Raw genomic sequence first — 17,655 nt, forward strand, 5'->3', positions numbered from 1 at the left:
AGATAACTACAAACAATTTGAATAACTAAACAATAGTTTTTCGCCTACCTGCACACCCATTTAAGGTAGTTGGAAAGTGTCACCTTTTACTTGCAGATAACCTAATTGAACTTGTTGAAAAAGTATTGCTTCAGTTCTATCTTTCATCGCTTTGCTTGTACTAGAAAAGCCCACAACTTCCGTAATAGACTTAACTAGGTCACCAATTGATATAGTAAAACTATCCTTAACAGTCTCTATTGCGGCTTTTGCAATTTCACCATCATAAATCAGGTCATACTTGCGCTCATTAGATGGCAGTTCAGCTCGGTTACGAATTGTGATCTCACCTTGACTAATAATAATGAACTCACCATCAAGTTCGACTTTACCTTGTCTATTAAGTAAGCCAATAGCATCCTGAATTGCTCGGTTGATTCGAGCACCACTTCGAGAACTACCCACCGCTGATAACAAACGGATGCTAAGCTGTTTCACATGTATAGGAGACTCACGCTCCACAACTTTAAGAATATCTTCAGCTAAAGTTGCTGTACTTACATCAGGAATTGTATCACCTAGCCCAAGGTATAGCTGATCCGTAGGGTAGACCTGATAGATTGCAGCAGACGATTCATATTCAACCTCTACTCTTTCTATCGCAGCTTTTGCTTTGGACTTTGATTTCACCACCTCTTCAGCTAATGACTCTGAATCATAGGCTTCGTAGTATGCAATTGCTGATTTAATCGCATCATCGAGCCTTTCTGATTCTTTATGGCGATTACGGAACCAGTCAGTACTCCAGATACGGTGAAAGCGCCACCCAAGTCCTTCAAGGACACTCTGGCGTATACGGTCTCGGTCACGAGCACTCTTGGAACTATGATAGGTTGCACCATCACACTCCACTGCCAGCATGTATCGTCCCGGTTTATTGGGGTCTCTCACAGCAATATCAATATAGAAGCCTGCACACCCCACCTGTGGTTGAACTTGATAACCTAGCGAACGAATTGAAGAAATCACTTCTTCTTCGAATGGTGAATCAGGACCTTTGCCTGTCTCTTCCCTCTTAACCAAGTCACCTGTTTCAGCGTAATGTAAGAAGTTCTTAAGCGCTCGAACACCGAATGGAGATGCAGCAGTCGTTGGCATCTCGTCCCCCTTAAAGTTACTGAATACTTCCATACACATACGAGCACGAGAGATAAGAACGTTAAGTCTTCGTTCACCGCCATCGATATTTAGCGGACCAAAGCTCATTGGTAAACGCCCTTCACTAGTCTTACCATAACCGATACTGATATAGATGGTGTCACGCTCATCACCCTGTACGTTCTCTAGATTTTTAACGAAGAAGTCTTCCCCCTCGTCATGCTCTCCAAAGAAGTGCTCGAGATCTGGGTTCGCCTTTCTTAAACGTTCAACCTCAAGGAGAATGGCATCACGTTGGGCCGTACTAAATGCGACCACACCTAGTGTTTGTTTTGGAGTGGTTTTAGCATGTTTAATGACGGCTTCAGCAACTGCGGCAGCTTCACCCATATTGCATCTTGAACCACCGCGGTCATACGTCGTGTTCGGCAAGTAATTGAAACTTAAGCCCTTGGCATGAGGGTTAATGCCTGATGATGGGAAAATCATTAACTTGTTGTCATAAAATTCTTGGTTAGAGACTGCAATTAACGACTCGTGACGGCTACGGTAGTGCCATTTAAGCATTTTCTCGGGGGTACCTGACGCTAAGAACATACCTAAGATACTTTCCATATCCGCAGTTAGGCTCTCTTCTGCCTCTTCATCATCTAAGACTAGCTGCTTACCAAAGAAGCTTGTCGGAGGCATCTGTTTCGTATCACCAACAACGATGACCTGTTTACCACGCATAATGGCTCCGAGAGCATCGGCAACTTTTACCTGTGATGCTTCATCGAAGATAACCAAATCGAAGTCAACAACACCTGGTTCTAAATAGGTAGCAATCGACATTGGACTCATCATAAAGACAGGTTTGATCTGTTGAATCACTCGACCCGATTTGTTCAGCAGACGTCGAATCGGCATTTGACGACGCTTCTTATTAAACTCACGTCTTAGCGTTTCTACCTCACCTCTTGCTGATGGATTCGGTAGATTATCGTAAAGCAGTTTTACTAACGACTCTTGAGCAAAGTGGAACAATTGACCGTCAATAGAGCTGAACTGTTCAATCTGTTTTTCATGTTCAACACGATCAAAGTAACGGATTTCATCCCGTGAATCATATTGGTGATCAACAAGTGAACTGTAGAATGTGTACTTAAAACAATCTCGAATAAGCGTGGACTCTTTCGTCCAAGTAAATGCCTGCTCTCTCCATGCAGATAGCCCGATGGAATCTAGATCTGACCCTAAACGATTAAAACGTGTTAATGGATAAAATTTCTGAATATCACTTTCGAGCGTTTCAACTTCATCACATTTAAGAGCGTCACATCGTTCAACAAAAGAGCTGGAATCTAGTTGCAGCAGTAATGCGAGTTCATTGATTACTTTCGTGCGTCTTTCGATAAGCGCCGTAACCTTATCAAGCTCTACAGTATCAAATGCAATTTCCTTTGATGGGTTTAGGTACTGGGCGGCGCTATGATCCAGTGCTCCAGACTTAATACCTGAATGACATTGTTGCACCCACTGAAGTGGTTTCAGCACAGCTTTCCAATCAGTACTTTCATTTTTAAAGTGACTGCCGATGGTATCGATTGCCAGTTGTGCAGAATCGATAAAACGTTTTTGAGCTGAACGATATTCAACTACCGAGTCAATCTTTTCAATCCATTCACTTGCTCCACCAACAAGCCCTTTCTTACACATACTTGCATAAGTGCTTTTTGCTTTACGGTAATCACCAGATAAGAATCGCCACCACTTTTGACCCGTTGTAAGCAACGAGCCACGAGTTGGCATCCAATCATATTCTAATGCGTTATCGACAAAGTGTTCTGATAGCTCTGACTTTTGGTCCTGCAACGTTGCACCTTGAAGCGCGAAGTCGAGTATCGCATCGCCTTTTGACTCCCAAGCAGATGAGATTGCATCGACACTCTGAATATCTGGTCTATCTGCAATAAGAAACAGACCATCAAGCACTGAAATACAATCTGTATAGGTAGCTATCGGTGAGACGTATCCAGCACAAACATGAAGGGCTTTAACTTGGTCAATGATCGCTTGCTGTGTTTGCACTACGTCAGTGACAAGTTTTTGTGCAGCCTTGTCATCTGATGGTGAGTAATCTTGGAGATGAGTAGATGAAAATAGATTCACGTTTGGTGCAGCGTGCTCAGTCAAATAATCAACAACTTCATTTATCTTAGCGAGGGCTGCTACATAGTAGCTCTTGCTCCATACGTTTAGGTCAAAGTCGATTTTCGGTAGTTCATCTAGCTCGATTGAAGCGTCAGTAATGGTTCGTTCTAGCTGAGAGCTATAACCTAAAGCATCATGGTAACTAACATCAGTATTGGCGATGCTTTCATTCACTGAGAGACAGTAATCGTCCAACTTGTTACGAAGGAAAACTAAACGATCAATATCTTCACTTCTCTCAGGAGTAATGGGAGCATGCTGCATCAGTGTGTGCTCTAGTGAAGAAAGTACAGACTTTTTGTTCGCCTTATGTGAGTGCAGCTCTAACACTGAATCACCAATATGGCAGTTATCCAATCGGCGTTTAACAACATCAAGCGCTGCCATTTTTTCAGCAACAAACAGTACCTTTTTATTATCAGATAAAGCCTGAGAGATGATGTTTGTGATGGTTTGAGACTTACCTGTACCTGGTGGACCTTGTATCACAAGGTTTGCTCCAGACTTTGCAGCAAGAACGGCCTCTGTCTGACTTGAATCGGAGTCTAAAACCAACTGGACTTCTTCAACACGGTTCACGTCCATTGGTTTTGATTCTAGTAAAGTGGCATCACGTTCAAACCCTTCGGTGAAAAGCTTTTGAATTATGCTATTTTCCGACGGTTTCTTGCCCTTAGGCCAGACATCATCAGATAAGTCCTGATACATCTGAAACTTACCAAACGAAAAGAAACTCAAAACGATTTTATTACTCTCGACTGACCAACGTTTTTCGCCGACAATCGCAGTTGCCACTGAGTCTAAGTACCCTTGGAGATCATAGCCGTCCTCACCCTCTTCAAATTCAGGTAAAGTAATACCAAACTCCATCTTTAGTTTGGCAGCAAGCGTCAGGTTTGTTCCTAATTCTGACTCAGTGTAGCGAATTTTATATGCATCACTAGCATCTGCTCGAAAGATTTCGACAGGGATAAGTACTAGTGGAGCGTGTCTTGGTTTATCAGAGTTTTCGTCTTCAAACCATTTCACGAAACCAAGAGCTAGATAAAGAAGGTCAACACCCTGTTCTTGGACAAATGTCGTTGCTTCTGTGCTGAGTTTTAACAGACGAGTATCAAGAGACTTTCGAAACAGCTGAGTTTGCAGCGCATTATCAGCGTGCCTCTTGTCCCCATTGGCTTCTTCAAGATGAGCCGTCAAATCAGTTAAAGATATTGATTTGCTGTCCTCTGTATCAAGAGAGTCTGGTGCAGGAAGGAATGACATCGTTTTTGAGTCTTCAACCAAGTGTTCAAAAACCTGTTCAGCTCGTTCATCAACGATGTCTAGAATTTTAGCTCCCTTGCCAACATTAAGTAGCGTGTTCCCTCTAAGCCCCATATCAAGGAGTTCTTGGCGGCTTTTATCAAAAATATCTTTAAGATTTGAATTCATCTTTTAATAACAACCCTACATTCGATTAACCGCATTCTATACCAACAATTAGCTCACGCAGCATAAAATAGATCAATGATCTGAAGCAAATCCAACATTAAATGTATGAAACAAAAATGATACTATGTCTAAAGAAATTAGCTTATGTAAAGACTACATCTACAAAAAAGGCGAACCGCGCGCGTGGTTCGCCTTTTTTGTACGGGATGAGATAACTGATTTGGGACGGAGACGTTTCGCGTGTTAACCAAAGCTAATCTCTGCTAAGTTCTTCCTATTTCCCCCTAGCCGCTAATCAGGTTATTGCTCTTTACCACCGCAAGGTAGCTCTCAATCACTGGGTGGGCGAACTGTTCCGATTCGTACATCACCCAACGTTGGGCTACGGTGAGGTCAGTAAACGAACCATCCTTAAAGTCACCGCGCCAACGGACATCAAACTCAGCAGCATACTTACCTTCGCCTAGGTAAGAGACTTCAATACTCTCGATATCGTGGTCGTCAGATAGCAATAAGTCATGTATCCAATGGTGCCATTCCATAAACTCTTGGCGAGAATGGATTTTGTAGTCGGGAAAGTCGACTTGGACATTTTCATCGACGAGATCGGCAAATGCTTCTGCTGGCACTCGCACCTTTCCTACGGTTGCACGCTCATACATTGAGAACACGCGATATACAAAGCTCTTGATGTCATTCTTGGTAAACTTGTGCTGTGCATACTGCTGAATCAGCTTATCGTAATCCGCCTTTTGATATTTCATTGTGGCACCTACTCCCTATTTAAGGCTTTGTAAGTAAGCCACGATTTCTGGTTTGTCTTCAGCGATTGCCTTTTCAAGTGGCGTATTACCATCTTTGCCTTTAATCGTGATATCACCACCATTGGCAACCAAGATTTTTAGTGCAGGCAGGTTGTTAGCCCATACCGCATCATGCAGTGGTGTATAACCATTTCTAGGACCAACAGCGTTGACGTCATAGCCTGCTTCAATCAGCAGTTCGACGATTCGTGTATTGTCTTGGAACATCGCGGCATGCAGCGCGGTGCCGCCGTAAGAATCTCTTTCATCCGGATCGGGATTGGTTTTCAATAATTCAATCACTTGAACTTCATTACCGTTGTAAGAAGCAAGGTGAATGGTATCTGCACAAAACGCTTGAAATGCTGCGGTGATGACAACGGCTGCCAACGAGAAAATGACAATTAATTTTTTCATATTACCCACTATTTTGGTTTCTTGTTTTATCAGCTTCCATGCATCAGAGAAGCCGTAACCTTGATTAAAGCTTATACCCATTAACGACTAGAGTTCGATTTCTTCACCATCTCGGAAAAAGCCACCAGTTGGTCCATTTGCTGGCAAGTTTGCAGCCCAAGTTATGCCACTTGCCCCCTGCTCTACAGGTCTACCACCGCTTCCGCCCATGTCTGTCGCGACCCAACCCGGACAAACAGCGTTAACCAAAATGCCACTGCTTTTGAGTTGATTGGCCAACATTAAGGTCAATGAGTTAAGGGCGATCTTTGACATACTGTACGCAGGAGTGCTGCCAGTCTGGTTTTTAATCGCACCCGCACCACTGCTGACGTTAACGATTCGAGCTTGTTGGCTGTTTTGTAGCAAAGGTAAGAAGGCTTGTGTCATCCGCCATGCTCCATAAACATTGGTGTCCATCGCTTCTTGAACTGTATTGAGGTCTGCGTTCACGACGTTTTGCCAAGTGTCATAGTGAATGGCGGCATTGTTGATTAACAAATCGACAGCAGAAAATCGTTGCTGAACAAACTCAACCAATTGGTCAACGCTCTCTTGGTTAGTAATATCAAGTTGCGCCGCTAGTAAGTTGTCCAAACCCAACTCTTCTACTGTTTGCTGTGCGCTACTCAACTGACGAGCCGTAACAATGACTATGTCGCCTTGCTCTGCCAATTGACGACTGACTTCTTTACCAAGACCACGGTTTGCGCCGGTTACAATCGCGACTCGCTGGGTTGTGTTTTTCATGTCGAGTTCCTCGTCAGTTTTTTATCTGGTTAAGCTTGGGTTTCAGTTGCTTCGAAGGTTTTCATCTCAACTGAATCAAACCATGGTCGAGCGAGCTCAAAGTGCTCTATCATGTGCGCTGTAGCCAAATGTGCCTGTAATTGTTGCTCTGACTGCCATTCTTCATAAAGGAATAGCGTACTTTCGTCGTCAGCACTGATGTTTTGTTGATAGGTGATGCAACCATCTTCCGCACGAACCACTTTTGCCAGCTCCGCCATGTGCTCGATGAAAAGCGATTTGAATTGAGGTTTTACTTTGCCTGCTACAGTAACGATGATCATAATTTTCTCTCTTACTTAGTGTAATCTGCGCTTCGATAGGTTCTAGATTACTTAGTGTGAGTCGCAATAGATTGAAGAATCCTGCTTCGTTTTTTGTACTTTATTGCTAGTAACTCTGTGCACAGATGGGCTTGGCTCAGAGACTCATGCTTTCACTGTTTTATTTATTGAGAATACCGCCAAGGCAAACAGTGCGAACAACGCGTAAACCAGAGAAACTTGGCTAAGGTCGGTGCTATCAATCAGATGAGTAAACAAGGCTGAGATTAGCGCACCAGCACCGAATGTTGTCGCCGTGTATAAACCGCTTGCTACACCTGCGTTTTCTTTGAAATCTGCCAGTGCATTTGCCGGACAGCTGCACAGAAGCATGGTGCAACCGATAGCAATAATCACCATAGGGCCAATGAGAGAATACCAAGCTTGAATGCCGCTCATAACAAACATGAGTACGCCGCCCGTCACAATCAATCCGAGTGAAAGTGCGATTAAAGATTTAATGCTTAAGCGTGCGTTAATGGCTGGCGATAAGAAGCTACCAAGCATGAAGACAATTGCGATTGCCATAAACATTTGACCAAACGCGACTTGTGATACTTCAAGTTTGCCCATCAGGTACATTGGCGCAACGGTCAGTAAGTAGATGAACAAACTCTGAGCCACCAGCGCAAAGAATAGGAATGTCTTAAAGCGCGTATTCACAATAACGGCTGCGTAGCGACGAATAAAGCTAGTGTTCGTTACGTTCGATGCTTCTACTACCGATGATTGCTGCGCATTTTTGTCATTTGGTAGAGTCAGGAATATCCAAACAATGCTAACGACACTAAGTACCGACATGATCGTGAACAGCGTAAACCAAGAATTCGTCTCGACAATGTACGCACCAGCCAGCGGAGCACTAACCGGAACAAAAGCGAGAATACCATTCAGGTAGCTGTAGGCTTTATTCAGGTGCTCGCCTTCAAATCGCATGCGGATCAGAGCAAAGATCGCGGTAAAGCACGCGCTGCCAGCAAAGCTTTGTAGCGCACGAAACGCCAAGAACTGCATTGCTTGGTCGCGATCAATGGTTGAAATCATAAAAGAACTGAAAGCAAACAAAGCGAGACCAATCAGCGCAATGTTCTTTTTGCCTATGGTGTCAGCCATACCGCCCCAGAACAATTGGCCAAGCCCCCAGAACAACATGTAGATGCTGATCGCCATTGAAGGCACGCCTTGGTCAGAGAAGAACTCTCCGATTTGATATACCGCAGGTAAGAAGATGTCTAAGCCAAGTGGCAGTAGAGTGAAAAGAGGTAAACCTGCAAGAAGAGTCAGCCCGACACTGTTTGTCATTGGGGCTGTTTTGTTGCTGTCGTCATAATAACTGTCCTATCTACACCCTGAACTTTTCAAGGTGCTTTTCCAATAAGTTACGCACTCTGCGTCTATGGAATAAATGATATAGATAAGATGAGTTAGAACTAGATGATGAATAGCTAAATTATTATTAGGCAAAAACTAACAATCTAGCTATTCAAAACCAAGATCAAAAAAGGCGAACCACTTGGCTCGCCTTTTTTGTTAGTAGGGATTTGTTAGCTCGCTTTTGATGCCGCGTGCTGCTCTACCATAAACGCGATGACTTCTTCGTTTAAACAAGATTTGCTGATGTATTGGCGTTGTTTACCAAGATGAAGGATAAAGCCCAAGTCAGTTTGTTCGAGTTGGTCGATTTCATTCCAAGCGAGGCTGCGGTCAACTTTACCGCTTTTGTAGCGCACGCCCTCTGCATTTACATCAAACACCACTTTGCTGCCACGGCTTGAGCTGATGGTTTGACGCCACAACCACCAAGTTCTTTTGAAGTAAACGCTACACGCTTCAATCACACTCAATACGAGAAAGAACCAACCGACATAACCGTTAGGTAGCAGTTCAAACTCCAATAAGACCACACCAAAGATAAGAAACAGTATCCCTTTTAGGTATGCTTGTGGGAACTTCGTTGGCTTGCTAGTTTGATCATAACACTCAGCAAAGAAAGGTTTGTCGAGTATGTATTCTGTAGTGAATTCGAAATCTTTAGACATGTATGGTTACTTCAAGGCTTCTGTAAATGAGTAATCTTGGTTGCACTCTCGCAACGCCTGCATTGTAGCGCTTCTCTCGATTTATCTTTAGTCCTTTTGATTCTGTTTTGTAAATCAATGATACCGCCACGCTAAAAGACCTTGGTGCACTTGCCAAGATCAAACAAGGCGAACCATTTAGCTCGCCTTGTTAATTAATGACCTATGTGACTTCTTGAGGTTTTCTACTTTAGAGGGTCGTTGTCTGGCAATGCACTGTGTATCCAGACTGCCAGTCGGTGTTTGATGCTTGCGCCATCTAGCTTGCTTTCCGGCAATGGCGTGATCTGTTTGGCATCGACCAAGAATAGGTAAATCGCTTTTACTCTCAGAGGTTGTGGTGACTGTGGAAGGTCAAAACCTTGTAGCTTCGCCATCTTCCCACCAATCTCTAGTGCCTTCTTAACCAGTTTGTCTTCATTGTGAAGCTTGGAGCTTTTTGACATTGATAAATCCTCTTCTTCGCTTCAATTAAGAATACATGAAGTGTCACGTATGGCGTGTTAGTAAGCTCGCATATTGATAAGTTTATGCCTTATTACCGAGTAACTGATTGAAAAATGACCTTAATTCGTCATCATCAAGGTTTAGCAGGTAGTCGCCAACATACCATTCAACAATGGATTGATTTGGATGTGCCGTGACTTGCAGGTTACCAAACCAAATGCCCTTTTCTGTGGCAAACGTGTGTTGGAGTTCTTTCAATTCTTCGCAGCTAAATGGCAGGATAAGGTGCAACATGTTTGCTTGAGCCTGAGTAGGTCTTACCGCCAAAGATGGGAACTCTTCAATGATCTTGTAGATCTGCTTTGTTCGTTCAAATAGAGCTGGCATTTGTGCCAACCTTTCATCAAACTGCATTGCCGCAGACACCACATAAGGTGTTCTGTGATACAGGTTGCCACCTTGTCGCTTCATCCACATTGAAGCTAGTTCAATGAACGCCTTTGAGCCAAGTAGCATGGATCCACCCATGCCGTTGATGCCTTTGTAAAGTGAAACATAGGTCGTATCAAAACCAGCGGCGATCTCGCAGTATTCTTTCTGATAGTAAGCTGCAGTTTCCCACAGTCTTGCGCCATCCATGTGAAGATGAATGTCATTTTCGGCGCAGTACGCTTTGATTTCTTCCAGTTCTTGCCATGAAGGTAACTGACCGCCAATTTCACGCATCGGGAGCTCATATAGAACGGCTGCGATTTCATCCGGCCACGCAGTGAGATCCTCAAGCTTCCATGTTTGATAAGGGTTCCCGACTGGCAAAATACTAAAACGATGTTGAAGCTGATAGCCTTGTTTTTCATGCACCGGAATATGGCTAGATGCGTGCATGGCGACAATAGGATTACGCTTTTGTCTTGTGACAATTTCAAGCACTGTTGGCTGTGTCATCGTCCCTGTTACAACAAAAAGCCCCGCCTCGTAACCCAGCATATCGGCAACCTTTTGCTCGAACGCTTGAATCGTTTCTCCATCGCCGTAGACATCGTGATTCACGTTGTTTTCTTCGCACCACTTCGCCATTTTCGCAAAGTGTTCGGCTGGAGAATCTTCTTTATTACCAGGGAGATGGGTATGACAAAGCTGTTTTAGGTGGGCACTCATTGTTCTGTCCTTTGAATCAAAGTTTCAACAATGTAACTTGTTAAAACGGAGGCGTAAACTGCATTTTCGCGATGTATTTTCTGCGTATGCCTCAGAGGTTTATTTCTATAACCGACGCAAATAAATATCGCTAAATCGCCGATACCATTACTAATTAATCCAAGCAAACTAGATACAAAAAGTCCGGCATGGTTGCTCCTATGCCGGACTTTTCTTTAAGTATCGTTAGATTTAATTGTGAGGTTAAATTATTGACCTGCAGCCAACTGCATTAGTAGACCACTGATGTAGGCGCCGTATGTACCTAATGCATAACCAAGAACGGCCATTAGAATACCAACTGGTGCTAGTGCTGGGTGGAATGCTGCCGCAACAACAGGGGCAGATGCCGCACCACCAACGTTCGCTTGGCTACCTACCGCCATAAAGAACAGTGGCGCACGAATCAGCTTCGCAACAGCAATCATTAATACAGCATGGATGGTTAACCAAACGATGCCGATAAAGAAGTAACCTGGGTTATCGAAGATTGCCGTGACGTCCATCTGCATACCAATTGTTGCAACAAGGATGTAGATGAAGGTTGAACCTACTTTCGATGCCCCACCGTGCTCAAGACTGCGTGTTGATTTAAAGCAAGAAGCAACAAGCGCAAATGTTGTTACCAATACGATTAGCCAGAAGAACCCCGAAGTCAGGCTGTATTTCGCCAGTTCTGGGGCGTTAGTCGAAATCCACGGTGCAATCATATCGGCAAAGTAATGCGCAAGACCGGTTAGACCAAACGCAATCGAAGCAATCTTAACGAGGTCAGTTGTTGTGGTTGGGCGATCGTTTTCTTCTTGGTACTTAGAAACGGTTTCTTTTAGCTCTTCGATTGACGATGTATCCGCTTTAAGCCATGCGTCTAACTTCTTCTGACGGCCAACCATAATCAATAAGATTGCCATCCAAACGTTGGCACAAATAACGTCGACCGTAATCATCGCCGAGAACAGCTCGTCGTTCACCTCGAAGACTTCTTTCATCGCGGCTTGGTTTGCACCGCCACCGATCCAAGAACCAGCAACCGTGGTTAGGCCACGCCATACATCACCGGAAACGAGATCCGGAGAAACTTGGTCGATAATCAGGATCGCCAAAGGACCACCGATGATAATCCCTGCCGTACCGGTCAAGAACATGATGACTGCTTTCGGGCCAAGACCAATGATTTTGCGAAGATCAGCAGAGATGATCAAAAGCACCAACGCTGCTGGCAATAGGTAGCGGCTTGCTACGAAGTACAGTTTAGAGTTCGACGCATCAATGATACCGAAACTGTTTAGCAATGAAGGAACGAAGTAACAGAGTAAAAGACCCGGAATGATCGAATAGAATCTTTTTAGTGCGCTGTTTTGGCTGCTTTCCGTGATAAAGATAGCGCCGAGAATGACAGCGAGCATGCCCATGATTACCGCATCATTAGAAATCATTATAGTTCTTCCTTTAAGTTGAGCGTAAAAGTCTATTTTTTGAGGGGACGAACCATACCGATAACGCCCCAATGTTACAAGGTGTAACAACGGAAACATTTTGAAATACTCTTACAACATCACATCCTTCATCTTTGAAGCCTTTATTTTCATGACCTGACCGTTATTTACTATTGACTCAAAAAAGATCGCTCCTCATTTCGCCAATAATGCCCTGTAGTTCATATGTGAAATAGCGATATAAATAACAAACAATTAGCCACATGAATTCAGATAAGTTTTTGTATGGCAAAGTGAGTCAAAATTGTCCCAAGAGCCCTCTCATCAATGAGCCGAAAACCGTCATTTTTGGCGGCAGATTGAACAAAAGAAAGACGTAACAAAACAATAGTGTGGTGTTAATGGTTTGAACCAAAAGCAAACAAAACGCGTAATAAAGGGAGGTTCTAAGTAAAGGATTTATTTATGTTTTCTTTCTTCAAAAACAATTCAGTCAAGAAGCTCAAAAAACGCCACTCAATGCTGCTTGAACAAGCGATGCAAGCCCAAAGACGAGGCGATATACGTACCTACTCTCTATTAACTGCGGAGGCGGAAGAGCTTTTCGAACAGATAAAAACGGCCCACAAACCCCAAAGTTGAGGTGCGAACTGAGTTTGATGCTCGATTTAGGTCAAAGCGCTAAGCAATGAAACGATGAAGGTGAACGGTTCGGTTCACCTTTCTGTTATTGAATGGCGAAGCGACAATCTCTTTTTGCTAACGGGCGACTTCATCAACATAACCAGTGCCTACTTCCGAGCAATATCATGTTCTCGTGATGAAAGAAGAAGAAATTTCATTGGATTCGATATGTTCATATATGCTTATGCCTGTGAACTATAATCAATAAGATTTCACGCAATCTATAAATAACAACAAAGGACTGTGTTATGCCACAAACGTTAGATCAGGCTGTTCAGGTTTTAGACCGAGATTTAGAGGAGTTTTTACTTCGCTTCCCACTATCCATTACCAGCGCGGGCCAATCGAAAGGTGCTATGAGGTTTTACTTGTATAGCCATGGCGATACCGCTTTCGGGATAAATCAGGGGGTAAAGATGAAGGAGATGCGTTTCCGCCTTGGTCCAAAATCGTTAGTTAAAAACGCGAAAGCACTTCAATGTATTCATATCCCCGTTTCTCCTTTTGAACAACTTAAACCCGACTCCATTTCTAAAGTCACCCATTATGATGCTGCTGACTACTTGGTAACCACTCAATTGACCGGTTGTACCTTTGCAATCCGTAAAGGAAAAGGAGGCGGGCTTGAGTTTTTGCATGTTCAGCCAAAGGGGGACTTTAACGGCATGGAAGTACAACGTGCTGTCCAGAAGGAGTTCCAAGTCTCTTTTGGTAGAGGATCTGGCACGGACAATACAACTTATGGTGAAAATACTCGGGTTACGGTAATGGGCGCGCGAACCAATGGCCTATGGGTCGTCTATGCTCAATATCAAGACTCGAGTGGCAGTGTGACAAAAGTAGACTGTATTTATAAAGAACCAAGCTCCGTGGCGTATGTGGATTAACTGCATCGCTGTTTAGGTTCTTTACTCACTACGCCAATAGCAAAGAATGTGAGTTGACCAAATAGGTTGACTCACTTCCCTTTCCCTTCCGTAACAACCTTTCCTTTTAAACTCTTCTCGTGGCTCACTGCTGTACTCAAAAAGTAAGCAATATTAGACCTCAACAGCCTGCTGCATAAACTTGGCTTCAGCCTTTGAGTAGCACTTCTCACCAACATAGATTTCGCTTTCTAGCAAATACATGCCTCGCTTACTCTTGATGCAATGCGCTTCCACTCGGATTGAACTATTGAGAGGGATAGGTTTGATAAAGCGCACCTCCAGCTTAGCCGTCATTGCGCAGATATCTTGGGCGAAAAGACAGTGTGTCATAGCAGTATCGTGCAGCGCACTGATGGCACCGCCTTGCATTACGCCTTGATAGCCTTGAACCTTTTCTGTCGGCACGATTTGTCCTTGCACGCCACCACTCGGCATTGCCGTAAATTGAATCGTATCGTGCGCGTTGAAAAACGGCTGGCAGCAGACTGCGCAATGTTGGTGGTTTCTAGGAGCATGAATAGACATATAGACCTCTGAGTTTAAGATTGTCTGTGGAACAAAACAGAATGAGTAAAGAGAACAAAGAAAAGAAGCGTTAGACTTGGCGAGCGACTGACATGGTGAATTCCTTTATCTATTTGAGGCATTCACTTTATGCCCTGTAATTAGCATATGCCAATAACAAAAAGTGAGAAATTAGGTTCCATCGAGCTGAATGCCTTGCCAGAAGGATCACTCTGTTATCGAAACTGACTCACCACTGGTTTCACGTACCAAAGTCGCTTACTATGCCAAGTACCTATAACGCTTTGTGAGCCACTCATGAGCAGTAAAAATAATAAAAATCTCGGCATTCTTCTTAAACTCAACACCTTCGTTTCACCTTATAAATGGCGCGTTGCTGCTGCCTTAGTTGCCCTTATCGCCACAGCTAGCCTAACGCTGTCCGTCGGTTACGGCGTGCGCATTCTTATAGACCAAGGCTTTGCTCAGCAATCGCTGCAAGAACTCACCAATGCGATTCAATTTATCGTCGGTGTGACGCTGTGCATCGCAGTGGGGACGTTCTTCCGTTTCTATCTGGTTTCTTCCGTGGGCGAACGCGTCAGCGCAGACATTCGTCTTGCGGTGTTTAACCATGTGATTACGCTGCATCCTAGTTATTTTGAGACCAATAGTAGCGGCGATATTATGTCTCGCCTCACCACAGACACGACGTTGCTGCAAAGCATTATTGGTTCGTCGTTTTCTATGGCGATGCGCAGTGCGCTTATGTGTATTGGTGCGATCATCATGTTGTTCGCAACAAACTTTAAGCTCACTTTGATTGTGCTAGCTTCTGTGCCATTCGTACTGGTTCCGATTTTGGTTTATGGGAGAAGAGTACGTGCCCTATCACGCCAAAGCCAAGACACCATGGCCGATGTCGGCAGCTATGCAGGCGAAGCGATTGAGCACATCAAAACGGTTCAAAGCTTTAGCTCAGAGCAACATGAACGCGCGGCGTTTGCTGTCGAAGTAGAAAAAGCTTACGAGGTGGGTAGACAGCGAGTAAAACAGCGCGCAATTCTGATTTCTGGCGTTATCGTCATTGTATTCAGCGCCATTGCTGGCATGCTTTGGGTTGGTGGCAGTGATGTGATTCACGGCAAAATGTCTGCTGGCGATCTAGCGGCATTTGTGTTCTACGCCATCATGGTTGCGTCTTCTATGGCAACGATTTCCGAAGTCATGGGGGAACTACAAAGAGCCGCCGGTGCAACAGAAAGGCTGATTGAGATCCTTCAAGTGGAAAGCGACATCAGCGCGCCAAACAATAACCTTCCGATCACCGATGAGATGCCAGCGGAAGTGACGTTTGATTCAGTGAACTTTAACTATCCTTCTCGCCCCGACCAACCCGCTATCAAAGGGTTAAACCTGACTGCAGAGAAAGGTAAGGTATTGGCTTTAGTTGGCCCTTCTGGCGCTGGTAAAACGACTTTATTCGAATTGCTGCAACGCTTCTACGACCCACAACAAGGCCAAGTATTGTTTGGTGGAGAAGACATTCGACAGTTCGATCCAAATGATCTTCGTCGACAAATGGCATTGGTTCCACAACAACCCGCTTTGTTTAGTCACGACGTATTCCACAACATTCGCTACGGCAATCCAGACGCGACTGACGAGCAAGTGATTGAGGCGGCGAAGAAAGCACACGCGCATGAGTTTATTGAGAAGCTACCAGACGGTTACCATAGCTTTTTGGGTGAACGTGGCGTGAGGTTATCTGGCGGTCAAAAACAACGTATCGCGATTGCTCGTGCGATTCTGAAAGATCCAAAAATCCTTTTGCTTGATGAGGCCACCAGCGCGCTGGACAGTGAAAGTGAACATCATGTTCAACAAGCACTTGAAGCATTGATGAAAGACCGCACGACTTTGATCATTGCTCACCGACTTTCAACCATCCAACACGCCGATAAAATTGCGGTGTTAGACGGCGGCGAGTTGATTGACCTTGGCAACCACCAGTCGTTAATACAAAGCTGCGAACTCTATCAGCGCCTCGTCGCGTTGCAGTTTAAGCACCTAGAGTAACCTTCCATAAAGCCCGCTGAAATCAGCGGGCTTTGTTTTAAAACCATTCATCGCAAATATACTCCCCGTTAGTATAAACACTACCCCCCAGTATAAATTCGGTGCTACATTACCGACTAACTCCTCTCTCCTGCCAATTACATTGAGTACAGATGCTATGTCACATACAGCTAAAGATAAGAAAAAGCTAACGGCCCGAGTCAGCAAGATACAAGGTCAGGTTAATGGCCTTAAGAAGATGTTGGATGAAGAGCAAGAGTGCCAGGACGTGTTGCAGCAGATCGCCGCGATTCGAGGTGCGGTAAACGGTTTGATGAAAGAGGTAATCAAAGGCCATCTACATGAGCACCTTGTTCTAGAAGAAAGCAAAGAACAGCGAGAAGCAGATATGGACGTGGTGATTAAGGTTATCGACTCATACATTAAATAAAGCCCAGTTTTACTGAGCTTTCATTTGAGACATTCTCTTTTGCAGATCTTTTTTGAGCGCATTGATGGCGTAAGGCTTCATCGATTTCCAAGCCTTACACTCTTCTCGCGTTCTTCCGCACCCAGCGCACCACCCTTTGCTATGGGAAAAATCACATACATCAATACAAGGGCTTTTCTGCTTTTTCATTTATAACCTATCCAGCACTTTGTCGATGCTTGCCTCTAGCGCACGCAGTCGGTTGAACTCTTCAAACAAACGTTGTTCTAGGTTTTTAAAGTTGAGCGGCAGGGTTCTTTGGCAAATGCCATAGCTGTTATCCAGTGTTTTATACCCTTTCCAACCCGCAATACGGCTCCCTTCTAGCTCTCTGAATTGACGTACAAATTCAGCTTGAGATGGACAGTCTTCTTCCGCATGCATACAAATCGGGAAGGCTTTTTGCTTCACTTGAGGCCCTTCGATGTACGTTTCGAAATGCACACCACCTTGGTTTTCGTTGAACCAGTTTTGCTTATACAGCTGCAGGTACTCTCCTCGGTTATAAATTTCCCAACCATCTTCAAACCAATTCGCGTTTTGCAGCATCTTTTCTAGGTTGCGAAAAACACCCTTTACGTCTTTCATACAGTGACACTTCCCAGTGAGTTATGTTTTTAAAAACTATACTCCCCTCCAGTATATAATACTACCCCCTAGTATATGTGGTTATTTGGGCGGGATACGAGATACGAGA

At 44.2% G+C, this 17,655-nt stretch carries 17 protein-coding genes; 4 read left to right on the plus strand and 13 right to left on the minus strand.

What is annotated here, in order from left to right; genetic code table 11:
- Window positions 1-60: 60 nt before the first annotated feature.
- From KIT90_RS16240 to KIT90_RS16285, 10 genes are all read right to left on the minus strand, one after another.
- Window positions 61-4,764 carry a DUF3320 domain-containing protein gene (locus KIT90_RS16240; protein WP_285377546.1) on the minus strand — a complete coding sequence of 1,568 codons (4,704 nt, stop codon included), beginning with the start codon at window positions 4,762-4,764 and terminating at the stop codon, window positions 61-63.
- 284 nt (window positions 4,765-5,048) lie between these two features.
- Window positions 5,049-5,528, minus strand: a complete 480-nt coding sequence (locus KIT90_RS16245) for a hypothetical protein (RefSeq protein ID WP_285377548.1) — start codon at window positions 5,526-5,528, stop codon at window positions 5,049-5,051.
- Between the two features lie 15 nt (window positions 5,529-5,543).
- Window positions 5,544-5,984 (minus strand): ankyrin repeat domain-containing protein, encoded by a 441-nt coding sequence (locus KIT90_RS16250; RefSeq protein ID WP_285377550.1) that lies wholly within the window; start codon window positions 5,982-5,984, stop codon window positions 5,544-5,546.
- Between the two features lie 87 nt (window positions 5,985-6,071).
- The gene (locus KIT90_RS16255; protein WP_285377552.1) at window positions 6,072-6,773 is read right to left on the minus strand and encodes an SDR family NAD(P)-dependent oxidoreductase; all 702 of its coding nucleotides are present in this window, start codon (window positions 6,771-6,773) and stop codon (window positions 6,072-6,074) included.
- 29 nt (window positions 6,774-6,802) lie between these two features.
- Entirely contained in the window at window positions 6,803-7,096 is a 294-nt protein-coding gene (locus tag KIT90_RS16260; RefSeq protein WP_285377553.1) for a putative quinol monooxygenase, read from the minus strand.
- 144 nt (window positions 7,097-7,240) lie between these two features.
- On the minus strand, window positions 7,241-8,437 hold the full coding sequence (locus KIT90_RS16265) for an MFS transporter (RefSeq protein WP_285377555.1): 1,197 nt from the start codon (window positions 8,435-8,437) through the stop codon (window positions 7,241-7,243).
- A 242-nt stretch (window positions 8,438-8,679) separates the two neighbouring features.
- Complete coding sequence (locus tag KIT90_RS16270; RefSeq protein WP_285377556.1) at window positions 8,680-9,174, minus strand: YcxB family protein; 495 nt, start codon at window positions 9,172-9,174, stop codon at window positions 8,680-8,682.
- Between the two features lie 224 nt (window positions 9,175-9,398).
- Window positions 9,399-9,659, minus strand: coding sequence for a DUF5062 family protein (locus KIT90_RS16275; protein WP_005376453.1), 261 nt, complete (start codon window positions 9,657-9,659; stop codon window positions 9,399-9,401).
- Between the two features lie 82 nt (window positions 9,660-9,741).
- The gene (locus KIT90_RS16280) at window positions 9,742-10,818 is read right to left on the minus strand and encodes a low specificity L-threonine aldolase (protein ID WP_285377558.1); all 1,077 of its coding nucleotides are present in this window, start codon (window positions 10,816-10,818) and stop codon (window positions 9,742-9,744) included.
- A gap of 248 nt (window positions 10,819-11,066) precedes the next feature.
- On the minus strand, window positions 11,067-12,293 hold the full coding sequence (locus KIT90_RS16285; protein ID WP_285377560.1) for a DUF819 domain-containing protein: 1,227 nt from the start codon (window positions 12,291-12,293) through the stop codon (window positions 11,067-11,069).
- A 465-nt stretch (window positions 12,294-12,758) separates the two neighbouring features.
- On the opposite strand from KIT90_RS16285, the gene KIT90_RS16290 reads away from it, so the two are divergent.
- Entirely contained in the window at window positions 12,759-12,935 is a 177-nt protein-coding gene (locus KIT90_RS16290; RefSeq protein ID WP_009704518.1) for a DUF6435 family protein, read from the plus strand.
- A 290-nt stretch (window positions 12,936-13,225) separates the two neighbouring features.
- Entirely contained in the window at window positions 13,226-13,864 is a 639-nt protein-coding gene (locus KIT90_RS16295; protein ID WP_020196319.1) for a hypothetical protein, read from the plus strand.
- Between the two features lie 153 nt (window positions 13,865-14,017).
- Here the strand turns inward: KIT90_RS16295 and KIT90_RS16300 are convergent, their stop codons facing one another.
- The gene (locus KIT90_RS16300; protein ID WP_285377562.1) at window positions 14,018-14,431 is read right to left on the minus strand and encodes a PaaI family thioesterase; all 414 of its coding nucleotides are present in this window, start codon (window positions 14,429-14,431) and stop codon (window positions 14,018-14,020) included.
- Window positions 14,432-14,728: 297 nt separating this feature from the next.
- On the opposite strand from KIT90_RS16300, the gene KIT90_RS16305 reads away from it, so the two are divergent.
- A complete protein-coding gene (locus tag KIT90_RS16305) occupies window positions 14,729-16,489 on the plus strand; it encodes an ABC transporter ATP-binding protein/permease (protein ID WP_285377564.1) in 1,761 nt (586 codons plus the stop codon).
- Between the two features lie 157 nt (window positions 16,490-16,646).
- Window positions 16,647-16,919, plus strand: a complete 273-nt coding sequence (rcnR, locus tag KIT90_RS16310) for a Ni(II)/Co(II)-binding transcriptional repressor RcnR (protein WP_005440696.1) — start codon at window positions 16,647-16,649, stop codon at window positions 16,917-16,919.
- A gap of 9 nt (window positions 16,920-16,928) precedes the next feature.
- On the opposite strand, the gene KIT90_RS16315 is transcribed toward rcnR, so the two are convergent.
- Together KIT90_RS16315 and KIT90_RS16320 are read right to left on the minus strand one after the other, a co-directional pair.
- Window positions 16,929-17,108, minus strand: coding sequence for a DUF1289 domain-containing protein (locus KIT90_RS16315; protein WP_033006290.1), 180 nt, complete (start codon window positions 17,106-17,108; stop codon window positions 16,929-16,931).
- Window positions 17,109-17,546, minus strand: a complete 438-nt coding sequence (locus tag KIT90_RS16320) for a hypothetical protein (protein WP_045413981.1) — start codon at window positions 17,544-17,546, stop codon at window positions 17,109-17,111.
- Window positions 17,547-17,655: the final 109 nt, after the last annotated feature.

Origin of the sequence: Vibrio sp. B172a, from assembly GCF_030248355.1 — a bacterium.
GTDB lineage: Bacteria > Pseudomonadota > Gammaproteobacteria > Enterobacterales > Vibrionaceae > Vibrio > Vibrio owensii.